The sequence below is a fragment of the Brevundimonas lenta genome, assembly GCF_014196335.1.
Classification (GTDB): domain Bacteria; phylum Pseudomonadota; class Alphaproteobacteria; order Caulobacterales; family Caulobacteraceae; genus Brevundimonas; species Brevundimonas lenta.
This window is the reverse complement of the sequence record NZ_JACIDM010000003.1, coordinates 421,886-443,616: the sequence shown is the minus strand read 5'-3', so window position 1 is coordinate 443,616 and position 21,731 is coordinate 421,886. Positions and strand designations below refer to the sequence as shown.

The 21,731-nt window shown below is 69.1% G+C and carries 19 protein-coding genes; 10 read left to right on the top strand and 9 right to left on the bottom strand.

From position 1 onward, the window contains the following. Positions 1 to 36: 36 nt before the first annotated feature. On the top strand, positions 37 to 969 hold the full coding sequence (locus GGR12_RS15295) for a nucleoside hydrolase (protein ID WP_183205454.1): 933 nt from the start codon (positions 37 to 39) through the stop codon (positions 967 to 969). 55 nt (positions 970 to 1,024) lie between these two features. On the opposite strand, the gene GGR12_RS15290 is transcribed toward GGR12_RS15295, so the two are convergent. Beyond that, complete coding sequence (locus GGR12_RS15290) at positions 1,025 to 2,575, bottom strand: sulfatase-like hydrolase/transferase (RefSeq protein WP_183205452.1); 1,551 nt, start codon at positions 2,573 to 2,575, stop codon at positions 1,025 to 1,027. Positions 2,576 to 2,768: 193 nt separating this feature from the next. Here GGR12_RS15290 and GGR12_RS15285 point away from each other — a divergent pair, with 193 nt between their 5' ends. Further along, entirely contained in the window at positions 2,769 to 3,635 is an 867-nt protein-coding gene (locus tag GGR12_RS15285; RefSeq protein WP_183205451.1) for a ribokinase, read from the top strand. Positions 3,636 to 3,715: 80 nt separating this feature from the next. Here the strand turns inward: GGR12_RS15285 and GGR12_RS15280 are convergent, their stop codons facing one another. Continuing rightward, on the bottom strand, positions 3,716 to 4,390 hold the full coding sequence (locus tag GGR12_RS15280) for a bifunctional 4-hydroxy-2-oxoglutarate aldolase/2-dehydro-3-deoxy-phosphogluconate aldolase (RefSeq protein ID WP_183205449.1): 675 nt from the start codon (positions 4,388 to 4,390) through the stop codon (positions 3,716 to 3,718). Positions 4,391 to 4,529: 139 nt separating this feature from the next. Beyond that, complete coding sequence (locus GGR12_RS15275) at positions 4,530 to 5,348, bottom strand: alpha/beta fold hydrolase (RefSeq protein WP_183205447.1); 819 nt, start codon at positions 5,346 to 5,348, stop codon at positions 4,530 to 4,532. A 45-nt stretch (positions 5,349 to 5,393) separates the two neighbouring features. On the opposite strand from GGR12_RS15275, the gene GGR12_RS15270 reads away from it, so the two are divergent. The 6 genes from GGR12_RS15270 to GGR12_RS15245 all read left to right on the top strand — a co-directional run bounded on the left by GGR12_RS15270 (position 5,394) and on the right by GGR12_RS15245 (position 11,310). Next, positions 5,394 to 5,651: an Lrp/AsnC family transcriptional regulator gene (locus GGR12_RS15270; protein ID WP_183205445.1), complete on the top strand. Its 258-nt coding sequence runs from the start codon at positions 5,394 to 5,396 to the stop codon at positions 5,649 to 5,651. Between the two features lie 249 nt (positions 5,652 to 5,900). Further along, positions 5,901 to 7,085, top strand: a complete 1,185-nt coding sequence (locus GGR12_RS15265; RefSeq protein WP_183205443.1) for an acyl-CoA dehydrogenase family protein — start codon at positions 5,901 to 5,903, stop codon at positions 7,083 to 7,085. 4 nt (positions 7,086 to 7,089) lie between these two features. Next, positions 7,090 to 8,208, top strand: coding sequence for an acyl-CoA dehydrogenase family protein (locus GGR12_RS15260; protein ID WP_183205441.1), 1,119 nt, complete (start codon positions 7,090 to 7,092; stop codon positions 8,206 to 8,208). Between the two features lie 55 nt (positions 8,209 to 8,263). Then, positions 8,264 to 9,499, top strand: a complete 1,236-nt coding sequence (locus tag GGR12_RS15255; protein ID WP_221212412.1) for a hypothetical protein — start codon at positions 8,264 to 8,266, stop codon at positions 9,497 to 9,499. Positions 9,500 to 9,565: 66 nt separating this feature from the next. Beyond that, positions 9,566 to 10,861: a homogentisate 1,2-dioxygenase gene (gene hmgA / locus GGR12_RS15250; RefSeq protein ID WP_183205439.1), complete on the top strand. Its 1,296-nt coding sequence runs from the start codon at positions 9,566 to 9,568 to the stop codon at positions 10,859 to 10,861. A 68-nt stretch (positions 10,862 to 10,929) separates the two neighbouring features. Continuing rightward, the gene (locus tag GGR12_RS15245; RefSeq protein WP_246328951.1) at positions 10,930 to 11,310 is read left to right on the top strand and encodes a hypothetical protein; all 381 of its coding nucleotides are present in this window, start codon (positions 10,930 to 10,932) and stop codon (positions 11,308 to 11,310) included. Positions 11,311 to 11,390: 80 nt separating this feature from the next. Here GGR12_RS15245 and GGR12_RS15240 read toward each other — a convergent pair whose 3' ends face one another. From GGR12_RS15240 to GGR12_RS16465, 6 genes are all read right to left on the bottom strand, one after another. After that, positions 11,391 to 11,657, bottom strand: a complete 267-nt coding sequence (locus tag GGR12_RS15240; RefSeq protein WP_183205437.1) for a hypothetical protein — start codon at positions 11,655 to 11,657, stop codon at positions 11,391 to 11,393. Positions 11,658 to 11,751: 94 nt separating this feature from the next. Then, positions 11,752 to 12,720, bottom strand: coding sequence for a glucokinase (gene glk / locus GGR12_RS15235; protein WP_183205435.1), 969 nt, complete (start codon positions 12,718 to 12,720; stop codon positions 11,752 to 11,754). A 25-nt stretch (positions 12,721 to 12,745) separates the two neighbouring features. Next, positions 12,746 to 14,638 (bottom strand): phosphogluconate dehydratase, encoded by a 1,893-nt coding sequence (gene edd, locus GGR12_RS15230; protein WP_183205433.1) that lies wholly within the window; start codon positions 14,636 to 14,638, stop codon positions 12,746 to 12,748. After that, positions 14,638 to 15,345 (bottom strand): 6-phosphogluconolactonase, encoded by a 708-nt coding sequence (pgl, locus tag GGR12_RS15225; protein ID WP_183205431.1) that lies wholly within the window; start codon positions 15,343 to 15,345, stop codon positions 14,638 to 14,640. Before pgl ends, edd begins: the two co-directional genes overlap by 1 nt. Beyond that, entirely contained in the window at positions 15,338 to 16,798 is a 1,461-nt protein-coding gene (gene zwf, locus GGR12_RS15220; RefSeq protein WP_183205429.1) for a glucose-6-phosphate dehydrogenase, read from the bottom strand. Before zwf ends, pgl begins: the two co-directional genes overlap by 8 nt. Positions 16,799 to 16,987: 189 nt before the next feature. Next, a complete protein-coding gene (locus GGR12_RS16465; RefSeq protein ID WP_221212410.1) occupies positions 16,988 to 17,872 on the bottom strand; it encodes a peptidase in 885 nt (294 codons plus the stop codon). A 122-nt stretch (positions 17,873 to 17,994) separates the two neighbouring features. Here GGR12_RS16465 and GGR12_RS15210 point away from each other — a divergent pair, with 122 nt between their 5' ends. Both GGR12_RS15210 and GGR12_RS15205 read left to right on the top strand, forming a co-directional pair. Continuing rightward, on the top strand, positions 17,995 to 19,203 hold the full coding sequence (locus GGR12_RS15210) for an NAD(P)/FAD-dependent oxidoreductase (RefSeq protein ID WP_183205427.1): 1,209 nt from the start codon (positions 17,995 to 17,997) through the stop codon (positions 19,201 to 19,203). 116 nt (positions 19,204 to 19,319) lie between these two features. Continuing rightward, the gene (locus tag GGR12_RS15205; RefSeq protein WP_183205425.1) at positions 19,320 to 21,641 is read left to right on the top strand and encodes a TonB-dependent receptor; all 2,322 of its coding nucleotides are present in this window, start codon (positions 19,320 to 19,322) and stop codon (positions 21,639 to 21,641) included. Positions 21,642 to 21,731 lie beyond the last annotated feature (90 nt).

Here is a 21,731-nt window from a genome sequence, read left to right as displayed (position 1 = left end):
CTTGCGGCGCGGGGCCGGGCGCGGCACTGAGAGCCCGTGAACAGACAATCTCTCATTATCGACTGCGACCCCGGCGTGGATGACGCCGTGGCGCTGATGCTCGCCTTCGGGGCGGACGAACTGGACCTGCTGGCCATCACCACCGTGGGCGGCAACGTGCCGGTGGAGAAGACGGCCCGGAACGCGCGGATGCTGCGCCAGATCGCGGGCCGCGAGGACGTGCCGGTGTGGATGGGCGCGCACCGCCCGATCCGGCGCAAGCCGTCGGGCGCGGGCGTGTTCCACGGCGACGAGGGGCTGGGCGATCTGGATCCGTTCGAGCCGACGGCGCCCGCCGCCGACGGGCATGCGGCCGAGGCGATCGTGCGGCTGGTCATGGCCCGGCCGGAGAAGTCGGTGGCCATGGTCGTGGTCGGTCCGATGACCAATCTGGCGCTGGCGCTGCGGCGGACGCCGGGGCTGGCCGGACGGCTGGGGCCCGTGGCCGTCATGGGCGGCGCGCGCCGGGAGGCCGGCAACATCACCGCCTCGGCCGAGTTCAACATCTGGGCCGATCCCGACGCGGCGGCGGAGGTGCTGGCGGCGGGCTGCGACGTGGTGATGTTCGGCCTGGACGCCACGCATGAGGTGCGGGCGACCGAGGCGCGGATCAGGCGGATCGAGAAGCTGAAGTCGCCGAAGGCCGCGGCGGCGGCGGCGATGATGCGCTATTCGCAGCGGATCGAGCGGGAGGTCGTGGAGGGCGAGGCGCCGCCGGTGCACGATCCCTGCCCGGTGGCCTGGCTGCTGAAGCCGGAGCTGTTCGAGCTGAAGCGCTGCCGCATCCAGGTGGAGACGGGCAGCGACCTGACGCGCGGGCATACGGCGGTGGAGTTCCGGGCGGGCGTGGCGGGATCGCTGCCGCATCGCTGGGCAGTAAGCGCCGACGCGGAGGGCGTATTCGACCTGATCGCGGAGAAGGTGGCATGAAGCAGGCCGCTCGAATTCCGGGCCGCCCTCGCGGACGGCCCGGAGCTTTCGACGATCAGCCTCCGCGGGGGTCGGCGAGCGCCGCCATGGCCTTTTCGAGGGCCACGTGCATCGACAGGGTGTCGGCGGCCTGGCGAGGCGGATAGGCCTTCAGACTCTCGAGATGCTCGGCGATGAAGGGGGCGCCGGCGTTCGGAGCCCAGAGCTTCGAGGCGAAGAATTTCCGCCCGATATAGCCCCACTCCTCGCTCTCGGGATCCATCTTCTCCATCGGGTCCATACGCAGGTGGAACAGATAGGGGATGGACGGGTAGGCCTTCTCGGTGAACCAGCTGCCGTTCTTCTTGACGCCGATGTGCATCTTCCAGTTCTTGACCCGGACCGCCATCAGATCGGTTTCATCGTAGTAGTAGTGGGCGACGCGGGCGGATTCCTCCGTCTTGCCGGTCCACATGTCGATCTGGTTGAAACCGTCGAGGTGGCACTTGTAGGTGACGCCATTCATCTTGTGGCCGTCGAGGAGCTTCTCCTTGACGCCCTTGGCGCCGGCGGCCTCGGCCAGGGTCAGGTAGACGTCCTCGTGGTTCTGCAGGCCGTTGCAGGTTGAGCCGGCGGGGATCTTGCCCGGCCACTTGATCAGGCAGGGCACGCGGACGCCGCCTTCCCAGGTGGTGCCTTTCTCGCCGCGGAACGGGGCATAGCCGCCATCCGGCCACAGCATCATCTCGTTACCGTTGTCGGTCGAGTACATGATGATGGTGTCGTCCTCGACGCCGAGCTCCTTGAGCTTGGCCAGCAGGGCGCCGACGTGCTCGTCATGCTCCAGCATCTTGGCGCGGACGACGTCTTCCTCGGCCCGGCCCTCATCGACCGCCTTCTGCACATAGCCCGGTCCGGGGTGCGAGAAGATGTGGATGGCGGTGGTGTTGAACCAGCAGAACCAGGGCTTGTCGTCCTTGCCGACGCGGTCGAGCCAGTTGAGCGTATGGTCGAGCACCTCCTTGTCGAAGGTCTCCATCCGCTTGCGGGTCAGCAGGCCGGTGTTCTCGATCTTCTGTTTGCCGCGCTTGCCGAAGATGCCGTCGTCGGTGGGGTCGTCCTTGTCGGTGGCCCAGGCGTGCAGCACGCCGCGCGGGCCGAATTTCTTGAGGTAGTCGGGGTTCTTCTGGCCCGGATAGTCGAGCTCCTCCGGCTCCTCCTCGGCGTTGAGGTGGTAGAGGTTGCCGAACCACTCGTCGAAGCCATGCGATGTGGGCAGGAACTCATTGCGGTCGCCGAGGTGGTTCTTGCCGAACTGGGCGGTGGCGTAGCCCTGGTCCTTGAGCACCTCGGCCAGGGTCGGGTCTTCCTTCTGGATGCCGCGGGCCGAACCGGGGATGCCGATGGTGGTCATGCCGGTGCGCACCGGCATCTGGCCGGTGATGAAGGCCGCGCGGCCGGCGGTGCAGCTGGGCTGGCCGTAGTGGTCGGTGAAGAGACAGCCTTCCTTGGCGATGCTGTCGATGTTGGGCGTCTTGCCCATCATGCCGTGGGTGTAGGCGCCGACATTCCACATGCCGATATCGTCTCCCCAGATGACGAGGATATTGGGTTTCTTGTCGGGCACGGGTCTGCTCCGCTGAAAGGACTGGAAGGGCGGTCAAACTGCCGGGTGAGGGCGCGCGGGGGGATGGGGGAAAACCCTGACTCGCCGCCCCGAATGGCCCCTGCGCACCTGATCGTGATGGTGGCCAAGGGCGACGCCCGGGGGCTATGGAGAGGGTGGATCAGCCCCGCGCGGGGCGGAGGGAGAAGGCGCCTTGCAGATCACCGTCGTCGGATCGATCAACCTGGACTTCGTCGCCACGGCGCCGAAGCTGCCGCGGGCGGGCGAGACGGTGACGGGCGCGACGCTGGCGCGGCATCCGGGCGGCAAGGGCGCCAACCAGGCGTTGGCGGCGCAGCGGCTGATGCGGGGCGCGCCGGGCGACGACGAGGTGCTGATGATCGGCCGGGTCGGGCGCGACTCCATGGCCGAGGAGGCGATGGCGCTGCTGCTGGCCGACGACGTCGACATCGGCCACGTCATCGCCGACGCCGAGGCGCCGACGGGCGTGGCCCTGATCGCGGTCGATCCCGAGGGCGAGAACCAGATCGTGGTGGCGGCGGGGGCGAACCATCTGGCCTCGCCCGAGCAACTGCCGGCGCGGATCGACTGTCCGCTGATCGTGCAGCTGGAGCTGCCGATCGACACGGTCGAGGCGGCGGTGGGGCGGGCGACGGAGTTCGTCTGCGTGAACCTGGCCCCGGCGGCTCCGGTGTCGGACCAGCTGCTGCGCCGGGCCGATCTGATCGTCGTGAACGAGACCGAGGCGGCCTTCTACGGCGACCTGCTGCATCACGGCGGCGGCCGGGTGGTGGTGACGAAGGGGGCGAAGGGCGCGGTGATGTACCACCGCGGGGTCGAGATGGCCTGGGCGACGCCGCCTAAGGTGCGGGCGGTCGATGCGACGGGCGCGGGCGACTGCTTCGTCGGCGCGATCACCGTGGCGCTGCTGGAGGGGATGGAGCCGCAGGCTGCCTTGACCTTCGCCTGCGCCGCCGGGGCGATCGCGGCGACGCGGCCGGGAGCTCAGCCGTCGATGCCGACGCGTAAGGAAGTCGACGCGATCTTGAAGGCGCACTGACGGGGGAGGGCGGCGTCGCCCCCTCCGTCACGGCGCATATCTGCGCCGCGCCACCTCCCCACTGTGTGGAGAGGTGAGGCTCAGGCCTTGGCGCGGAAGGCGGCGATGGCGGCGACGGTCTGTTTGACCTGGGCCTCGATGCCGGCCCAGTCGCCGGACTTCACGGCGGCGTCGGTGATCAGTTTCGAACCCATGCCGGCGGCGACGATGCCGCTTCCGAACCATTTGGCGATCGAGGCCTCGTCCGGGTCGACGCCGCCGGTGGGCATGATCTTGGTCCACGGCATGGGGCCCATGACCGCCTTGACGAAGTCGGCGCCGCCGACCGAGGCGCCGGGGAACAGTTTGACGATCTCGCAGCCCAGCTCGTGGGCCTGGCCGATCTCGGTGACCGAGCCGCAGCCGGGGAAGTAGGCGGTCATGCGGCGGTTGCAGACCTTCGCCACGTCGGGGACGAGGCAGGGACTGACGATGAAGCGGGCGCCGCGGTTCAGGAACATTGCGGCGGTGCCGGCGTCGACGACCGAGCCGATGCCGAGGATGACGTCCGGATCGGTCGTCTGCAGCTCGCGGGCCAGGTCGCCGAACAGGTCGATGGCGAAGTCGCCGCGGTTGGTGAACTCGATGGCCTTCGCCCCGCCCCGGGCGCAGGCGCGGATGACGTTCAGGCAGACCTCGGGATCCGGATGATAGAAGACGGGGGCCACGCCCTGGGTCTCGAGGGCGGTGAGGACAGAGAGGCGGTCGTGGCGCATTTTAACTCCGCTCATCCCCGCGAAAGCGGGGACCCAGTGCTTTGGATGACCGGTGTCTCCGGTGACGAGACCCTGCTTATCCCATGGCGCCGGAACCGCAAAAGGACTGGGTCCCCGCTTTCGCGGGGATGAGCGGAACTTATTGTTTCGCCAGGTCCACGATCCGCTTCACCATGGCGCTGTCCGGATCGAACAGCGGGTCCAGAACGGTGAAATGGTTGAGGCCGGGGAGAGCTTCGTAGCGGGTCTCGACGCCCTGGCCGTCCCAGAGGTCGGCCATCTTGCGGGACTGGCGCAGGAACTCCGGGCTTTCGTCGCCGCCGACGAGGCAGTCGAGGATGGTGCCGCCCGGCGTGGAGCCGTTGGGGACGGGCCAGTGGATCGGCGACAGGGCAGAAGCCTCGGTCTCGTCGAGGCGGAGCGCGATGTTCAGCGAGGTCGGGATCAGGGGGGCGAGGTCGAAGACGCCCGAGATGGCGACGGCGGCGGAGGCGCGGGCTTCGGACAGCATGCAGGCGGCCATGTGGCCGCCGGCGGAGTGGCCGAAGACGACGGGGCGGGTTCCTGTGCGGGCGCGGACCGCTTCGACCGCGTCGCGCGCCTGTTTGAGGATGCGGCCCAGCCGGACCGAGGGGGCGAGGTCGTAGGAGGGTATCGCCAGGCTGACGCCGTGGGCGTTCAGCGCCGGGGCGAGACCGGAGAACCATTTGCGGTCCAGCGCCTGCCAGTAGCCGCCGTGCAGGAAGACGGCGACGGGCGCGCCGGGAGCGGCCTCGAACAGGTCCATGACCTCGCGCTCTCCGGGGCCGTAGGCGATCTCGACCGGGGGCGTCGCGGCGCGGGCGGCCTCGGCGGTCTCGCGCCAGCGGCCCATGACGGTCTGGTGATCCGGCACGCGGGCGCGGTTGTTGTACTCGGCCTCGAGGTCGATCGCCGGAGCCTTGCCCTTACCCGTCACGCTGCCATCCGCTAGAGAGCCTCCGAACACCGGAGCGACTCCGCCATGATGACCGCCATCTTCGTCTTCATCAAATGCGAGCTGGGCCACGCCAATGACGTGGCGGCGGACATGGTCGACAACGTCGAGCACGTGTCGGAGGTCTATTCGACCTCGGGCCAGTACGACCTGCTGGCCAAATTCCAGCTGCCGAAGGAAATGGACATCGGGACGTTCGTGACGAAGTCGGTTCAGACCCGTCCGCATATCCGCGACACCTTCACGGTGATTACGTTTTCGCCGTTCCTGCCGGGTGGTGTGTGACGAGAACCTCACCTCCCCATTCCATGGGGAGGTGGCATGGCGCGGCTTCGCGCCGTGACGGAGGGGGCGTCGCCGGCGTTTGCCTGTGAAACGCCAACTCTCATCCGTCGGAGTCGCCCCCTCCACCATTCCGGCTGAGTCGCCGGAATGGTCCCCCTCCCCATCTGCGATGGGGAGGCGAGGCTGACGCAGCGTCAGGGCGCGTTCGCTGCTAAACCTTCCCGCAGAGGAAACGCGGGAATACGCGACATGACTGACCTTGAGACGTTCCGCGCGGAGACGCGCGCGTGGCTGGAGGCGAACTGCCCGGCCGAATGCCGGGGCCCCGGCGGCAGCGAGGAAGACGCCATCTGGGGCGGGCGCAACGCCGTGTTCCGGACGCCCGGCCACAAGCTCTGGATGGAGCGGATGGGTGCGAAGGGCTGGACCGCGCCGGAGTGGCCGGTCGAGTACGGCGGCGGCGGGCTGACGCGCGAGGAGGCCAAGGTGCTGGCGTCGGAGCTGCGACGCATCAAGGCGCAGCCGGCGCTGAACAGCTTCGGCATCTGGATGCTGGGGCCGGCGCTGCTGCAGTTCGGCAGCGAGGAACAGAAGAAGCGCTTCCTGCCCGAGATCGTGCGCGGCGAGATACGCTGGTGCCAGGGCTATTCCGAGCCGGGCGCCGGGTCGGACCTGGCCGGGTTGCAGACCCGCGCGGAGGACAAGGGCGACCACTGGATCGTCAACGGCCAGAAGGTGTGGACCAGCTACGCCGATAAGGCCGACTGGATCTTCTGCCTGGTGCGCACGGATGCGGAGGCGCCCAAGCATCTGGGCATTTCGTTCGTGCTGTTCGATATGGCGACCAGGGGCGTGTCGACGAAGCCGATCACCCTGATCAGCGGCAAGAGCCCGTTCTGCGAGACCTTCTTCGACGACGTGCGGGTCGAGAAGGAGAACCTGGTCGGGACGCTGAACCGCGGATGGGACGTGGCCAAATATCTGTTGGCCCACGAGCGGACCATGATCGGAGCCATGGGCGAGGTGCGCTCGGCGCGGCCGCTGGGCCAGGTGGCGACGGATTCGATCGGAGCCGATGAGGAGGGGCGGCTGGACGATGCGATGCTCCGTGCACGGATCGCCGAGCTGGAAGTCGACGGCGCGGCCTTCCGGCTGGCGCTGGAGCGGGTCGGCGACCAGGTGAAGGCGGGGCAGGCGCATCCGGCCATCGCCTCGATGCTGAAATACTACGGCTCGGAGCTGAACAAGCGGCGGCATGAGCTGCTGATGGCGGCGGGCGGGGCGGACGCGCTGGAGTGGGAGAGCGAGCGCTCGAACCACGGCGGCGCGGCGCGCGACTGGCTGCGCACCAAGGCCAACTCGATCGAGGGCGGGACGAGCGAGATCCAGCTGAACATCATCGCCAAACACCTGCTCCAGCTGCCGGGCGCGTAATCCCATGTCCCTGATCCTGACCGAAGAACAGACCATGCTGAAGGAGGCCGCGGACGGCTTCCTGGCGGAGAACGCGCCGATCGCGCACCTGCGGAAACTGCGGGACTCGAAGGACGCCGACGGGGTGTCGCGTGAGCTGTGGAAGGCGTTCGGCGAGATGGGGTTCGCCGGCGTGGTGATCCCCGAGGAGCACGGCGGCTCGGGCCTCGGCGCGGTGGAGGCCGGGGTGGTGGCCGAGGCGCTGGGGCGGACGCTGACGCCGTCGCCGTTCATGGGCTCGGGCGTGCTGTCGGCGACGGTGCTGAAGGGCGGTTCGGCCGAGCAGCAGGCGGCCTGGCTGCCGCGGATCGCGGCGGGCGAGGCCATCGTGTCGCTGGCCGTGGACGAGGGCGCGAAACATGCCCCGGAGCGGATCGCCACGGTGGCCGAGCGCTCGGGCAACGGCTTCAAGCTGAACGGGGCCAAGGGCTTCGTGCTGGACGGCCATGTCGCCGACGCCCTGATCGTGGCGGCGCTGACGGAGAACGGGCTGACGCTGTTCCTGGTCGATCCGAAGGCGGCCGGGGTCGAGATCGAGCGGACGGTGATGGTCGACGCGCACAATGCGGCGCGGGTGACCCTGACCGACGTCATGGTTGATGCGGACGCGGTGATCGGCGCGGTCGACGGCGGCGAAGGGCTGCTGGAGGGGGCGCTGAACCTCGGCCGGGCCTGTGCGGCGGCGTCGCTGACCGGGGCCGGCGATCAGGCGTTCCAGATCACGCTGGAGTACCTGCGGACGCGCAAGCAGTTCGGCAAGCTGATCGGCGAGTTCCAGGCCCTGCAGCATCGCGCGGCGCACCTGTTCAGCGAGATCGAGATCGCGCGGGCGGCGACCATGGGCGCGCTGAACGCCATCGACGCGGGCCGCGAGGACGCCGGGCTGGCCGTGTCGGTGGCCAAGGCCAAGGCCGGGCGCGTCGCCGAACTGGCGGTGCAGGAGGCGGTGCAGATGCACGGCGGCGTCGGCATGACCGACGAGTTCGACGTCGGCCTGTTCATGAAGCGCGTGCGGGTGCTGAACGAACTGCTGGGCGACGCCGGCTTCCACCAGGAGCGGATGGCGCGAAGCCAGGGGTTCTGACCGCGCCCACAAAGCGTCACAACAAGATCGGGATATGGCGGCGGGAGGATACCGCATGCGCATGACCCTGCTGATCGCCGGACTGCTCGCCGTTGCGGGGGCGGCCCAGGCCCAGACGCCGGCGGAGACGTTCGCCCGGGCGCGGATGGTCTGCGAGGCCGACGGCGGCGCCCTGTGGGGCGTCGATCTGTGCGGGCCCATCCTGCTGGTCGATCCCGCGACGCGGACGCTGTACGCCACTCGTGCAGGCGCGAGCGACGCGCTGAAGCCGGACGGCGATGTGTTTACCGGCGTCCTGCCGACGGAGATCAATATCGCCAACACGGCCCTGGACTGGGACGGGGTGCGGTGGGCGATGCTGATGACGCCGCTGCCCGGGGATGCCGAGGATAGGGATGCGCTGATCGCGCATGAGAGCTGGCACGGGGTTCAGGCGCGGCTGGGGCTGTCCGCCGCTTCGCCCGCGCCGGCGCATCTGGCGACCGAGGAGGGCCGGGTGCTGATGCGGCTGGAGTGGCGGGCGCTGGCGGCGGCCCTGGCCGCCGACGCGCCGGAGGACCGGCAGCGGGCCGTGGCCGATGCGCTCGCATTTCGCAGCAAGCGGCGGGGCGCCGATGACGAAGAGCGTCAGCTGGAGCTGAACGAGGGCCTGGCGGAGTACACGGGCGTCAGACTGGGCCGCCGGGATCCGCGGGCGAGCGTGATCGCGGCCCTCACCCGGGCGGACGGGGGGACGTCGTTCGCGCGCAGCTTCGCCTATGCGTCAGGCCCGGCGTACGGCCTGTTGCTGGACGATGCCCGGCCGGCGTGGCGCGGCGAACTGAATGTAGACTCCGATCTGGGCCGGATGCTCGGCGAGGCGCTGCAGGTCGAGCCCACGGGCGACATCGCGGCGGCGGAGGCCCGGTACGACGCGGCGACGATCCGGACGGAGGAATCGGCGACGGCGGCGGCGCGTCGGGCGATCGAGTCGGCGTGGCGGTCGAAGCTGGTGGACGGGCCGCGGCTGGTCCTGCCGCTGGTCAGCATGCAGATGGCGTTCAATCCGGGCGGGGTGACGCCGCTGCCCGGCGCAGGAACGGTCTATCCGACCCTGCGGGTGGTGGACGCCTGGGGGGTGCTGGAGGTCAGCGACGGGGCGCTGATCGATCCCAACTACGGCGCCGTGGCGGTGGCGGCGCCTTCGGGCGCGGAGGCACGCGACGGTCCGGGCTGGACGCTGACGTTGAATCCCGGCTGGCGGCTGGAGGCCGGCGAACGGGCGGGTGATTTCCGGTTGGTGCGGCCCTGAGCGCGGGTCAGCCGGGGTGACCTGAGCGCGCGGGCGCCCTAAACCTCCCGCACGGGAGATACACATATGACGCGAGCCAACGCGCCCCAGTACATGCCGGGCTTCGGCAATCACTTCGCGACCGAGGCGGTCGCGGGGGCGCTGCCCGAAGGGCGGAATTCGCCGCAGCGGACGCCGATGGGGCTGTACGCCGAGCAGCTGTCCGGGACGGCCTTCACCGCGCCGCGGAGCGAGAACCGTCGCTCGTGGCTGTACCGGCTGAGGCCTTCGGCGCAGCACCCGGCCTATCGCCCGTTTTCGCAGGGTCTGGTGCGGTCGGGACCGTTCCATGAGGCGCCGCCGAGCCCGAACCGGATGCGCTGGGACCCGCTGCCCATGCCGACCGCGCCGACCGACTGGGTCGAGGGGCTGGTGACCTATGGCGGCAACGGCGATCCGGAGGCCGGTCTCGGCACCGGTATCCACCTGTATGCGGCCAACCGGTCGATGACGGACCGGGTCTTCTACTGCGCCGACGGCGAGCTGCTGATCGTGCCGCAGCAGGGTGAGCAGGCGTTCGTCACGGAGATGGGACGGATCGATGCGCGGCCCGGCGAGATCGTGGTGATCCCGCGTGGGGTGCGGTTCCGGGTCGAGGTGTCCGGGCCGGTGCGCGGCTATGTCTGCGAGAACTACGGCGCGGCGTTCCGGCTGCCGGACCTGGGCCCGATCGGCTCGAACGGCCTGGCCAATCCCCGCGATTTCGAAACGCCCGTGGCGGCGTTCGAGGACGTGGATCGGCCGACCGAGTGCGTGCAGAAATTCGGCGGGCGGCTGTACACCACGACCTTCGATCACAGCCCGCTGGACGTGGTCGCCTGGCACGGCAACAACGCGCCGTACAAATACGATACGGCGAAGTTCAATACGATCGGGACCGTCAGTTTCGACCATCCGGACCCGTCGATCTTCACGGTGCTGACCAGCCCGTCGGACACGCCGGGGACGGCCAACGCCGACTTCGTGATCTTCCCGCCGCGCTGGATGGTGGCCGAGGACACCTTCCGCCCGCCGTGGTTCCACCGGAACGTCATGAGCGAGTTCATGGGGCTGGTGACCGGCGAGTATGACGCCAAGGAGGGCGGTTTCGCGCCGGGCGGCGCGTCGCTGCACAACTGCATGAGCGGGCACGGGCCGGATCAGGCGTCCTATGACAAGGCCGTCGCGGCCGATCTGAAGCCGGTGAAGATCGAAAACACCCTGGCCTTCATGTTCGAGACGCGGATGCCGATCCGGACCACGGAATGGGCGCAAACCAGTCCGACGATGCAGCTGGACTACGACGACGTCTGGACCGGGTTCGAAAAGGGACGCGTGGAGTAAGGCGGGACGCCGGCGACGGCGTCCTTACAGATGACTGAACATACGGGATCACCGCCATGCGCTCACTGATGCTTCTTCTTGTCGCGACCGCTCTGGCGGCCTGTCAGCCGATGCCGGCGAGCGACGCCCAGGTTCCGGCGCCCGCGCCGCAGCAATCCTCGGCCAGCGCGGCGGGCGGCACGGACGCGACGGCGTGCGCGGCCCAGGGCGGCAAGATGCTGCCGCAGGGACGGATGCAGACCGAGCGCTGCGTGATCGCCTATGCCGACGCGGGCAAGCGCTGCACGGACGGCGACGACTGCCTGGGCGATTGCCGGATCGGCGATGTCGCCGGCGCGCCGGCGGCGGGGACGACCGCGGTCGGCCAGTGCCACGCCGACAGCAGCCGGTTCGGTTGCTACACGACGGTCGAGGACGGCAAGGCCGAGGCGACCATCTGCGTCGACTGATCTAGCCGGACGCCGGACATGACGAGGCCCCCGTCGCGATGCGGCGGGGGCCTCTGCACTTCTGAAGGTGCGGTCGTGGCTTAGTGGGCCGGAGCGGCTTCGCTCGACGGCGAGGTGTTCGGCGTGTTGGCGGTGGTCATGCCGCCGTCAGCGTTGCCGGCTTGTTGTTCGATCATGTCGGCCTTCTCGTTGAGGGCCTTTTCTTCGGCTTCGTTCGGCGTGGCGGCGGCCTGGGCTTCCAGGGCGTCGGCTTGTTGTTCGGCCGACTTGTCGGCGGCGCTTTCACCGCAGGCGGCGAGGCCGGCGACGGCGAAGATGGCGGCGGAGGCGATGATCAGTTTACGCATGGAACAGTCCCTTCTGCGTGATTGGGGACTGATGAACGCCGCCGATGCCGGAAGGTTCACGCCGCTGTGAGCGCGGCGTGAATTCTCTTGTCTATCAACCGGCTTCCGCGAAGGCGACGCGGGCGGCGCCGAGCAGGGCGGCGTGTTTGTGCAGGATCACATGCGTCGGAATGGCCTTCATGTAGTCCATGAAGCGCCCCTTGCGCTCGAACCGCTCGCGGAAGGGGCTGGCCTGCAGGAAGGGCAGGATGCGGGGGGCGATGCCCCCCGCGATATAGACGCCGCCGCGCGCGCCGGTGGTCAGGGCGATGTCGCCGGCCACGGCGCCGAGGATGGCGCAGAAACGGGCCAGGGTGTGGCCGCAGTGGCTGCGCGGGTTCTCGAGCGCTTCCTTCGTGATCTCGGCCGGGTCATCGATGTGAGTTTCACGGCCTTCGATCTCGGCGAGGGCGCGGTGCATGTTCAGCAGGCCGGGGCCGCAGATCAGGCGCTCGATGGAGACGCGGTCGTAACGGCGGCGGAGGATGCGCAGAATCTCGTCCTCGACCGCGTCGCCGGGGGCGAAACAGGCGTGACCGCCCTCGGACGGCATGGCGATCTCGTTGCCGTGGATGTCGCGGGCGAGGGCCGAGACGCCGAAGCCGGTGCCCGGGCCGAGCACGGCGATGGCGCTGGCGGGCTCGCCCTCTTCCGGGCCGCCCAGCGAAGCCAGCTCGTTGGCCGGAACGACGGGCGCGCCCCAGGCAAGGGCCTCGAAATCGTTGATCAGGCGGACGGGGTTGAGGCCCAGGGTCTGAAGTTCGCTCTCGGACACGCGCCAGGGCGAGTTGGTCAGGTCGATGGCCCCGTCCGTGACCGGTCCGGCCACGGCGATGACACCGCCGGAGGGTTTGACCTCGCAGCCGTCGATGAAGGCCTTCACGCCCTCGAGGAAGGTCGGATAGTCCGCGCCCTTGAAGCTCTCGTGATGCTCCAGCACCGGCCGGCCCTGGATCATGCGGGCGATGGCGAAGCGGGCGTTGGTGCCGCCGACGTCGCCGACCAGCAAGGTCTTGTCGGTCATTGGGTGATCTCCCGGAGAGGCGGCATCAGGCGTCCACCGTGCGGTCGACGAAGTTCGGGTCCGGCGGCGTGTCGATGCTGGACTGACGATGGGTGCGGGCCTCGAAGCAGACGGAGGCGCCTTCCTCGGCGGTCGACACCGCATGGCGGAAGGCGCCGAACAGTTCGCGGCCATAGCCCCAGGCCGAGCCGCTGGCGTGGGCGTCGGAGCGGTGCGCGGCGGGGCGCTCCCACAGGTCCTCCACGCCGATGGTGGTCAGCACGCCGGCTTCGGCGTCCAGGCGGATGATGTCGCCGTCCCGGACATGGGCCAGCGGACCGCCGGCGAGGGCCTCGGGGCTGACGTGGATGGCGGCGGGCGTCTTGCCCGAGGCGCCCGACATGCGGCCGTCGGTGACGAAGGCGACCTTGTAGCCCTTGTCCTGGAGCACGCTGAGGGCGGGCGACAGGCTGTGAAGCTCGGGCATGCCGTTGGCCCTGGGGCCCTGGAAGCGGAGGACCACGACGACGTCGCGGTTCAACAGGCCGTCCTTGAAGGCCTGGAGGGCGTCTTCCTGGGATTCGAAGACCGCGGCGGGGGCCTCGACGATGCGGTTCTCGGGTTTGACCGCCGAGACCTTGATGACGGCCCGGCCGAGGTCGCCCTGGACGAGGCGCAGGCCGCCGTCCTTCTGGAAGGGATCCGAGGCGGGGCGGAGGATGTCGAGGTCGAGGCTTTCGCGGACGCCGTCCTGCCAGACCAGCTCGCCGTCGATGAGGGCGGGCTCCTGGAAGTAGTGGTGGATGCCGCGGCCCATGACGGTCTGGACGTCGGTGTGGATGTGGCCGGCCTCAGCCAGCTCACGGGTGACGAAGGCGACGCCGCCGGCGGCCTGGAAGGCGTTCACGTCGGCCGAGCCGTTGGGATAGACGCGGGCCAGCAGCGGGGTCGCCGAGCTGAGCTGGTCCATGTCGGTCCAGTCGATCAGGACGCCGGCCGAGCGGGCCATGGCGACCAGGTGGATGGCGTGGTTGGTCGAACCGCCGGTGGCCAGCAGGGCGACGATCATGTTGACCACCGACTTCTCGTCGATGACGTCGGCCATGCGGCCCTGGCCGGTGCGGGCCAGTTCGACGGCCCGCTTCGCCGCCGCGGCGGTGAGGGCGTCGCGCAGGCCGGTCTCCGGATGGACGAAGGCGGTCGACGGCAGGTGCAGGCCGACGATCTCCATCATCATCTGGTTGGAGTTGGCGGTGCCGTAGAAGGTGCAGGTGCCGGGCGAGTGGTAGCTTCCGATCTCGCTTTCCAGCAGCGTCTGGCGGTCGACCTGGCCCTGGGCGTAGAGGGCGCGGACGCGGGCCTTTTCGGCGTTCGGGATGCCCGAGGGCATGGGGCCGGCCGGGGCGAAGACGACCGGCAGGTGGCCGAAGGCCAGCGAGCCCATGAACAGGCCGGGCACGATCTTGTCGCAGACGCCGAGGCACAGGGCCGCGTCGAAGGCGTCGTGGGTCAGGGCGATGCCGGTCGACATGGCGATGAGATCGCGGCTGAACAGCGACAGCTCCATGCCCGGACGACCCTGGGTGACGCCGTCGCACATGGCGGGCGTGGCCCCGGCGACCTGGGCGGTCGCGTCGACCTCACGCACGGCGGCGCGGACGATGTCCGGGAAGCGCTCGAACGGCTGGTGGGCCGAGAGCATGTCGTTGTAGGCGGTGACCACGCCGACGTTGGGCTGTTGGCCGCCCATGGCGGTCAGCTTGTCCTTCACCGGGGCGCCGGCGAAGGCGTGGGCCCAGTTGGCGCAGCTGAGCTTGGCGCGACCGACGCCGCTGTCGCGGGCGGCGTCCATGCGGCGCAGGTAGTCGGCGCGGGTCGCCTTCGAGCGCTCGACGATGCGGGCGGTGACCTCGGCGACGATGGGGTTCAGCTTCGTCATCAGGCCTTCTCCGTCCACACGACTTCCAGCGGGACGTTGCTCGCGATCAGGGCGGCGATGGGTTGGATCGCCGGGTCGCCCGCAGCCTCGCGCTCGAACACGGCCCGCTTCTGCTTGCCGGTCAGGGCCAGGACCACGCGGCCGGCGCCCATCAGGTAGGGCAGGTTGATGGAGATGCGCTCCATCGAGGGGGCCATGTCGTCGCGACCGGCGGGGACGCCGAGGACGGTCGGCGGCAGGGTCGGGGAGAGCAGGGTCTTCAGCGTCGGGCTTTCGGGGAACATGGAGCAGATATGGCCATCCTCCCCCATGCCGAGAAGGACGGCGTCCAGTCGCGGGCCCTCAGCGGCCAGGGCATGGGCGGCGACGGCGGCGGCGCGGTCGACGGTGACCGACGGATGGAACAGCGGCACGAAGCGGGCGGCAGACGCCGGACCCTTCATGAGGGTGCGCTTGATGAGGGCGCCGTTCGAGTCCGGGGAGGACTCGTCCACATAGCGCTCGTCGATCAGGGTGACGGCGACTTTCGGCCAGTCGAGGTCGGCGGCGGCCATGCGGGCGTAGATCGGCGACGGGGTCGAGCCGCCCGAGCCGGCGAAGATCGCCTTGCCGGTTTCGGCGACGGCATCCGACAGGGCGGCGATCAGACGCGCGGCGCAGGCCTCGGCCCAGGCGTCGCCGTCGGGGAGGATGTCGATCTCAGGCATCGCCCGAATTCCATTCGCGGCCGGTGCGGGCCATCAGCATGTCGGCGGCGTCGGGGCCCCAGGTCCCGGCGACGTATTCCTGCGGCTTGATCTCGCCGTCGGCCCAGGCCTCGGAGACCTCGTCGACCCATTTCCAGGCCTGTTCGGCCTCGTCGCGGCGGACGAACAGGGTGGAGTCGCCGTGCAGGGCGTCCAGCAGAAGGCGCTCATAGGCGATGCGGCGGCGTGGCGGCTTGGCGCGGCGGTCGTTCTGGCCCCAGGACAGGCTCATCTTGATCGGCTGCAACTGCATGCGCTGGTCGAGGCCCGGGCGCTTGTTCATCACCGACAGTGAGATGTCTTCCTCGGGCTGCAGCTCGATGACGAGGCGGTTGGCCTGGACCTCGCCCGTGTCGTCGCGGTCGAAGATCGAGTGCGGTACCGGCTTGAACTGGATGACGATCTCGGTGCGCTTCTCGGGCAGGCGTTTGCCGGTGCGCATGAAGAAGGGCACGCCGGCCCAGCGCCAGTTGTCGATGTCGGCGCGGATGGCGACGAAGGTTTCGGTGTCCGACGGCTGGCCGCGCTCTTCCTCGTAGCCTTTCGCCGGCTTTCCTTCGCTGGTCCCGGCGACGTACTGGCCGCGGACGGTGACGCGCTCGGCCTCCTCATGGGTGATGGGGCGGAGCGAGCGGAGCACCTTGACCTTCTCGTTGCGGACCGAGTCCGGATCGAGGTCGGACGGCGGCTCCATGGCCACGAGGCAGAGGAGCTGCAGCATGTGGTTCTGCAGCATGTCCCGCAGCGCGCCGTACTCGTCGTAGTAGGGCCAGCGGTCGCCGACGCCGACGGTCTCGCCGACGGTGATCTGGACGTGGTCGATCGACAGGTTGTTCCAGAGCGGCTCGAAGATGGTGTTGCCGAAGCGCAGGGCGATCAGGTTCTGGACCGTCTCCTTGCCGAGGTAGTGGTCGATGCGGAAGACCTGGTTCTCGCGGAAGGCGTGGGCGACGGCGTCGTCGATCTCAAGGAAGGTCTTCAGGTCGCGGCCGACGGGCTTCTCCAGCACCACGCGGTCCTTCGGCCCGGCCATGCCTGCGTCCTTCAGGGCGGTGACGATGCGGCCGTACAGCGAGGGCGAGACGGCGAGGAACGAGGTCACGCCGCCGTCGCCGACCTTGTCCTTGAGCGGCTTGAGGCTATCGGCGCTGGTGGCGTCGACGGGCAGGTAGTCGAGGCGGGCGTCCATGCGGGCCCAGGCCTCTTCGGACCAGGCGTCGTCGGCCTTCGCCTTGCCCTCGACCGAGGCGCGGACCTTGGCGACGTATTCGTCGCGGGTCTCATCGGAGCGCGCGGCGCCGATGATCTTCAGGCCGTCCGGCAGGAGGCCGTCGTGCTCGAGAAAATAGAGCGAAGGCAGAAGCATCCGCATGGCGAGATCGCCGCCGCCGCCGAACAGCACCAGGGCCGCCATTCGCGCTCCTTCGCTCGTTGAACCCGTCTTGATGAAGGGTCTTTGGCCGCTTCCGCCCGCATAGCCAACACATCGACCCCGGCCTGAAACACCAAGTTACGGCTCAGGCAGGAGGCGGCGGCGGATGCAGGTCAAAATCCCCGCCGCACCGCGCGGGTTCCCGGCGGCGAAACGGGCCGCGGTCGGGCCTTACTCGGTCTCGGTGATCAGCAGGGCCGCGGCCGTGGTGCCGCCGCTGTAGGTGCCGACCCAGATGTCATAGACGCCAGGCGAGGGCTTGGAGAAATAGACCTGGGCGTTGGAGGCGCCGGCGCTGTCGTCGTCGCAGTACCAGAGGCCGTCAGGACCGTTGACCACCAGGGTGGTGTCGCTGGACGACTGGGTGCGGATCGAGAGCGGCAGGGCGCCGGCGGAATATTCGATCTGGTAGTCCGGGGCGCGGGCGATCGAGCCGGTGCAGCCCGAGGCGACGTTGCCGGCCGGGATATTGCCGCCCGCCATCAGCGAGACCCGGTGCGGATCCGGGGTGAAGCCGGCGCGCAACGAGACTTCGCCGTAGGTGGCGCGCAGATTGGTGTCGGGCATGGCCGAGTTGGAGGCGGGGACACGGTTCTCGGTCGACAGTTCCGAGATGTGCAGCACGGACTGGCTGGTGCCGCCGCCATAGGTGCCGACCCAGATGTCGTAGGTCCCGGAGCGCGGGTTGTTGAAGGTGACCTGCGGGTTGGAGCCGCCGTTGGAGTCGTCGTCGCAGTACCAGAGACCGTCGGGGCCGTTGACCACCAGGGTGGTGTCCGAGGACGAGTTGACGAAGATGTAGAAGGGGAGCGAGCCGGCGTTGTAGGTGACCTGGAAGTCGGGAGCCCGGGCGATGGAGCCGGTGCAGGGCGCGCCGATGTTGGCGGCGTCGATGGTGCCGCCCGCGGTCACCTCGACGGTGTAGGGGTCGGGCGTGAAGCCTGCGTTCAGGGTGATTTCGCCGTAGGTGGCGGTGGCCGTCGTGTCCTGGGCGTGCGCCGCGGTCGTGGCGGTCAGCATCGCGCAGACGGCGGCGAAAATGACTTTGATCTTCATAGTCCCGGTCCCCGTATTCCCCGATTAACAGGTTCGCATGACACCCTGGATTGAGCAATGGTCACGCTGGTTGCTCCATACGGGTCTTGGCGGAAAGGGCGGCTTGGCCCTACTTGCGAAACATGACGAAGGTTCTGATCATCGGCGCGGGACACGCGGGCGGAACGGCGGCGGCGTTGCTGCGCCAGTACGGCCATGAAGGGCCGATCGTGCTGGCCGGCGCGGAGCCTGCCGCCCCGTACCAGCGGCCGCCGCTGTCCAAGGCCTGGCTGAAGGGCGAGGCGGATCTGGAGGCGCTGCTGCTGCGCCCCGAGAGCTTCTACGTCGAGCATGACATCGAGCTGCGTACGGGCGTGACGGCGACGGCGATCGACCCGGCGGCGCGAACGGCGACCTTCGCCGACGGAACGGTTGAGAGCTGGGACGTGCTGGTGTTGGCGACCGGGTCGAGCGCACGCAAGCTGGCCTTACCGGGCGCGGATCGTCCCGACCTGCTGGAGCTGCGGACGCTGGCGGACGCCGAGAAGCTGAAGGCCGCGCTGGGGCCGGGCCGCAAGCTGGCGGTGGTCGGCGGCGGCTATGTCGGACTGGAGGCGGCGGCGTCGGCGCGGGCGCTGGGGGCGGAGGCGGTGGTCGTCGAGCGGATGGACCGGGTGCTGGCGCGCGTGGCGTCGCCGGTGCTGTCCGAGTTCTTCACCGCCTGGCACCGCGAGCAGGGCGTGGAGATCCTGACCTCGGCCGAGGTGACCGCGTTCGAGGACGCCGGCGTGCGGCTGGCCGATGGCCGGCTGGTCGAGGCGGATGCGGTGCTGGTCGGCGTCGGGGCCACGGCGACCGACGGGCTGGCGCGGGCGGCGGGGCTGGAGTGCGCGAACGGCGTGGTGGTCGATGCGAGCGGGCGCACCTCCGATCCGGCGATCTATGCGATCGGCGACATGACCTTCCGGCCGGTGCCGGTGCACGGCGGGACGATGCACCGGCTGGAGAGCGTGCCGAACGCCCTGGAACAGGCCAAGCAGGTTGCGGCGGCGATCGTGGGCCGTCCGGCGCCGGCGGCCGAGGCGCCCTGGTTCTGGTCCGATCAGTACGACCTGAAGCTTCAGATCGCGGGACTGCCCGACGATGCCGACCGGCAGGTGGTGAGGGGCGATGTGGCCGCGGGGACCTTCGCGGTCTTCCATCTGGCGGGAGACCGGATCGTCTGCGTCGAGGCGGTGAACGCGCCCGCCGAGTTCATGGCCGGCCGCATGATGATCACGCGGAATACGCCTGTGGACGCTGAAAAGTTGGCCGACCGGGCGGTGTCGATGAAGGAAGTGGCGGCGGCCTGAAGGCCACACCTGGGCGAAAAGCCGTGAGAATGTGTCGCAAAAGCGCTTGCGGCCAATGGCAAAGGTGATATTGCGAACGGATCGCATTCTCACCCACTTGCCTGGACTGTCCCCCCATGACCAGCAAAGCCGACACGCTTCGCACCCTCCTGTTCGCCTCCAGCGCCGCCGGCATGCTGATGGCTTCGCCCGCGCTGGCGGGTGACAACGGACCGGAGACCGGCCCGCAGGACGCCACAACGCTGGGCACCATCACGGTGACGGGACAGCCGACCGAGCGCGAGCCGCAGTCGCCGAGCTTCGTCGCGCCGCTGGTCGACACGCCGCGCTCGGTCACCATCATCCCGCAGCAGATCATCGAGCAGACGGCGGCCACCTCGCTGCAGGACATCCTGCGCACCTCGCCGGGCATCACCTTCGGCGCAGGCGAGGGCGGCCAGCCGCTGGCCGACCGGCCCTTCATCCGCGGCCAGGCCTCGGGCAACAACATCTTCGTCGACGGCATCCGCGACACCGGCGGCCAGCAGCGCGAGGTATTCAACCTCGAGCAGGTCGAGGTCGTTAAGGGGCCGGACGCCGTCTATTCGGGTCGCGGCTCGGGCGGCGGCAGCATCAACCTGGCCTCCAAGACGCCGGTGCTGACCGACTTCACCCGCTTCAGCCTGGGCGCCGGCACGGACTCGTACCTGCGCGGCACGATCGACCAGAACTGGAGCCTCGGCGAGAACGCCGGCCTGCGCCTGAACCTGATGGGCGGAACGGGCGACATCCCGGGCCGGGACGCGGTCGATTTCGACCGCTGGGGTCTGGGGCTGTCGGTCGCGGCCGGTCTCGACACGCCGACGTCCGGCAAGTTCAGCTACTACCATCTGGAGTCCAACCAGATGCCCGACTACGGGATCCCCCTGTACACCAAGCTGGGCGGAGCGACCGCGCCCCGTAACTCCAGCGGCATCCTGGATGTGCCGCGCGACAGCTTCTACGGTCTGTCGGCGCGCGACTACCTGACGAATACGGTCGACGCCTTCACCTTCGACTTCTCGCATGACTTCAACGAGAACCTGACGATCCGCAACGTCTCGCGCTGGTCCGAGACGCTGAACGACTACATCGTCACCAACCCCGGCGACGGCGGTAACGCCCAGTTCGTGGCCGGCGAGTGGTGGATGAAGCGCGGGACCAAGACGCGCTGGAACCCCGTTACGACCATCGCCAACGTCACCGACCTGGTGGGCCATTTCCGGACCGGTTCGATCCGCCACGACTTCAATGCGGGCATGGAACTGAGCCGCGAGAAGAACCTCAACGCCACCTATTCGACCTACACCACCTCCGGCGCGGCTTGCCCTGCGGGCTTCACCATCCCGGCGGCGACGATCGCGACCCTGGGCGCCGGTGATTGCACACGCGTCTATGCGCCAACCCCGAACGATCCGTGGACCGGCGTGATCAACCGTGGTCCGACCAGCCGCAACACGACCGAGAGCATCGGCCTGTACGCGCTGGACAGCATCACCCTGTCCGACCAGTGGATACTGAACCTGGGTCTGCGTTGGGATGACTACGCCGTCGACGGGATGACCGCGACCGCGACCCAGGCGAACGGCATCTGGACGATCAATCCGCAGACCGCGCCGGTCCCGGGCTTCGCGGAAGTGCCGCGCCGCGAATGGGACTTCGTCAACTACCAGGTCGGTCTGGTGTTCAAACCGACCGAGGATTCGAGCCTCTACGCCTCCTACGCCACCTCCTCGACGCCCCCGACCATCTCGGCCGGCGACCAGAACACCAGCGGCGGCACGGGCACCGGCAACCTGATCGACACCGTGCTGGAACCGGAAGAAACCACCAGTTGGGAAGTCGGGGCCAAGGCCAATCTGTTCGGCGACCGTCTGGCGCTGTCGGGCGCGGCCTTCTGGCTGGTGCGTGAAAACGCGGCCATCCAGGTGTCGGCGGGCGTGTTCGAGCAGGCCGGCAAGGCCGAGGTCAATGGCGTCGAACTGGGCGTGTCCGGCAACATCACCCGCCAGTGGCAGGTGTTCGGCGGCTACACCTGGATGCATTCCGAGCTGGTCGAGGGCGCCTACAACAACATCAACGTCGGCGACCCGCTGGCCAATACGCCCGAGCACTCGCTCAGCATCTTCTCGACCTACCGGGTGATGCCGCAACTGAGCCTGGGCGGCGGCGTCTACTACCAGTCGAAGAGCTTCGGCGGGAACCAGGGCGGGGCCGGTGGCGGCGCCAACCGGATCTATGCGCCGTCGTGGACGCGGGTCGATCTGTTCGCCTCGTACGACATCAACGAGACCGCGAGCCTGCAGCTGAACGTCCAGAACGTCGCCGACGAGCAGTACATCATCCGGACCAACGGCGTGCACCACGCCGATGTCGCGCCGGGCCGCCAGGCTATCCTGTCGCTGAATCTGCGCTACTGAATCCCCGAAGCGAAATCGGTCTTGCCGGGTGCAGCCTGGCAAGACCCAGATTTCGCTCCAGATCAGTGGGAGCCTGATTCACGGCATCGG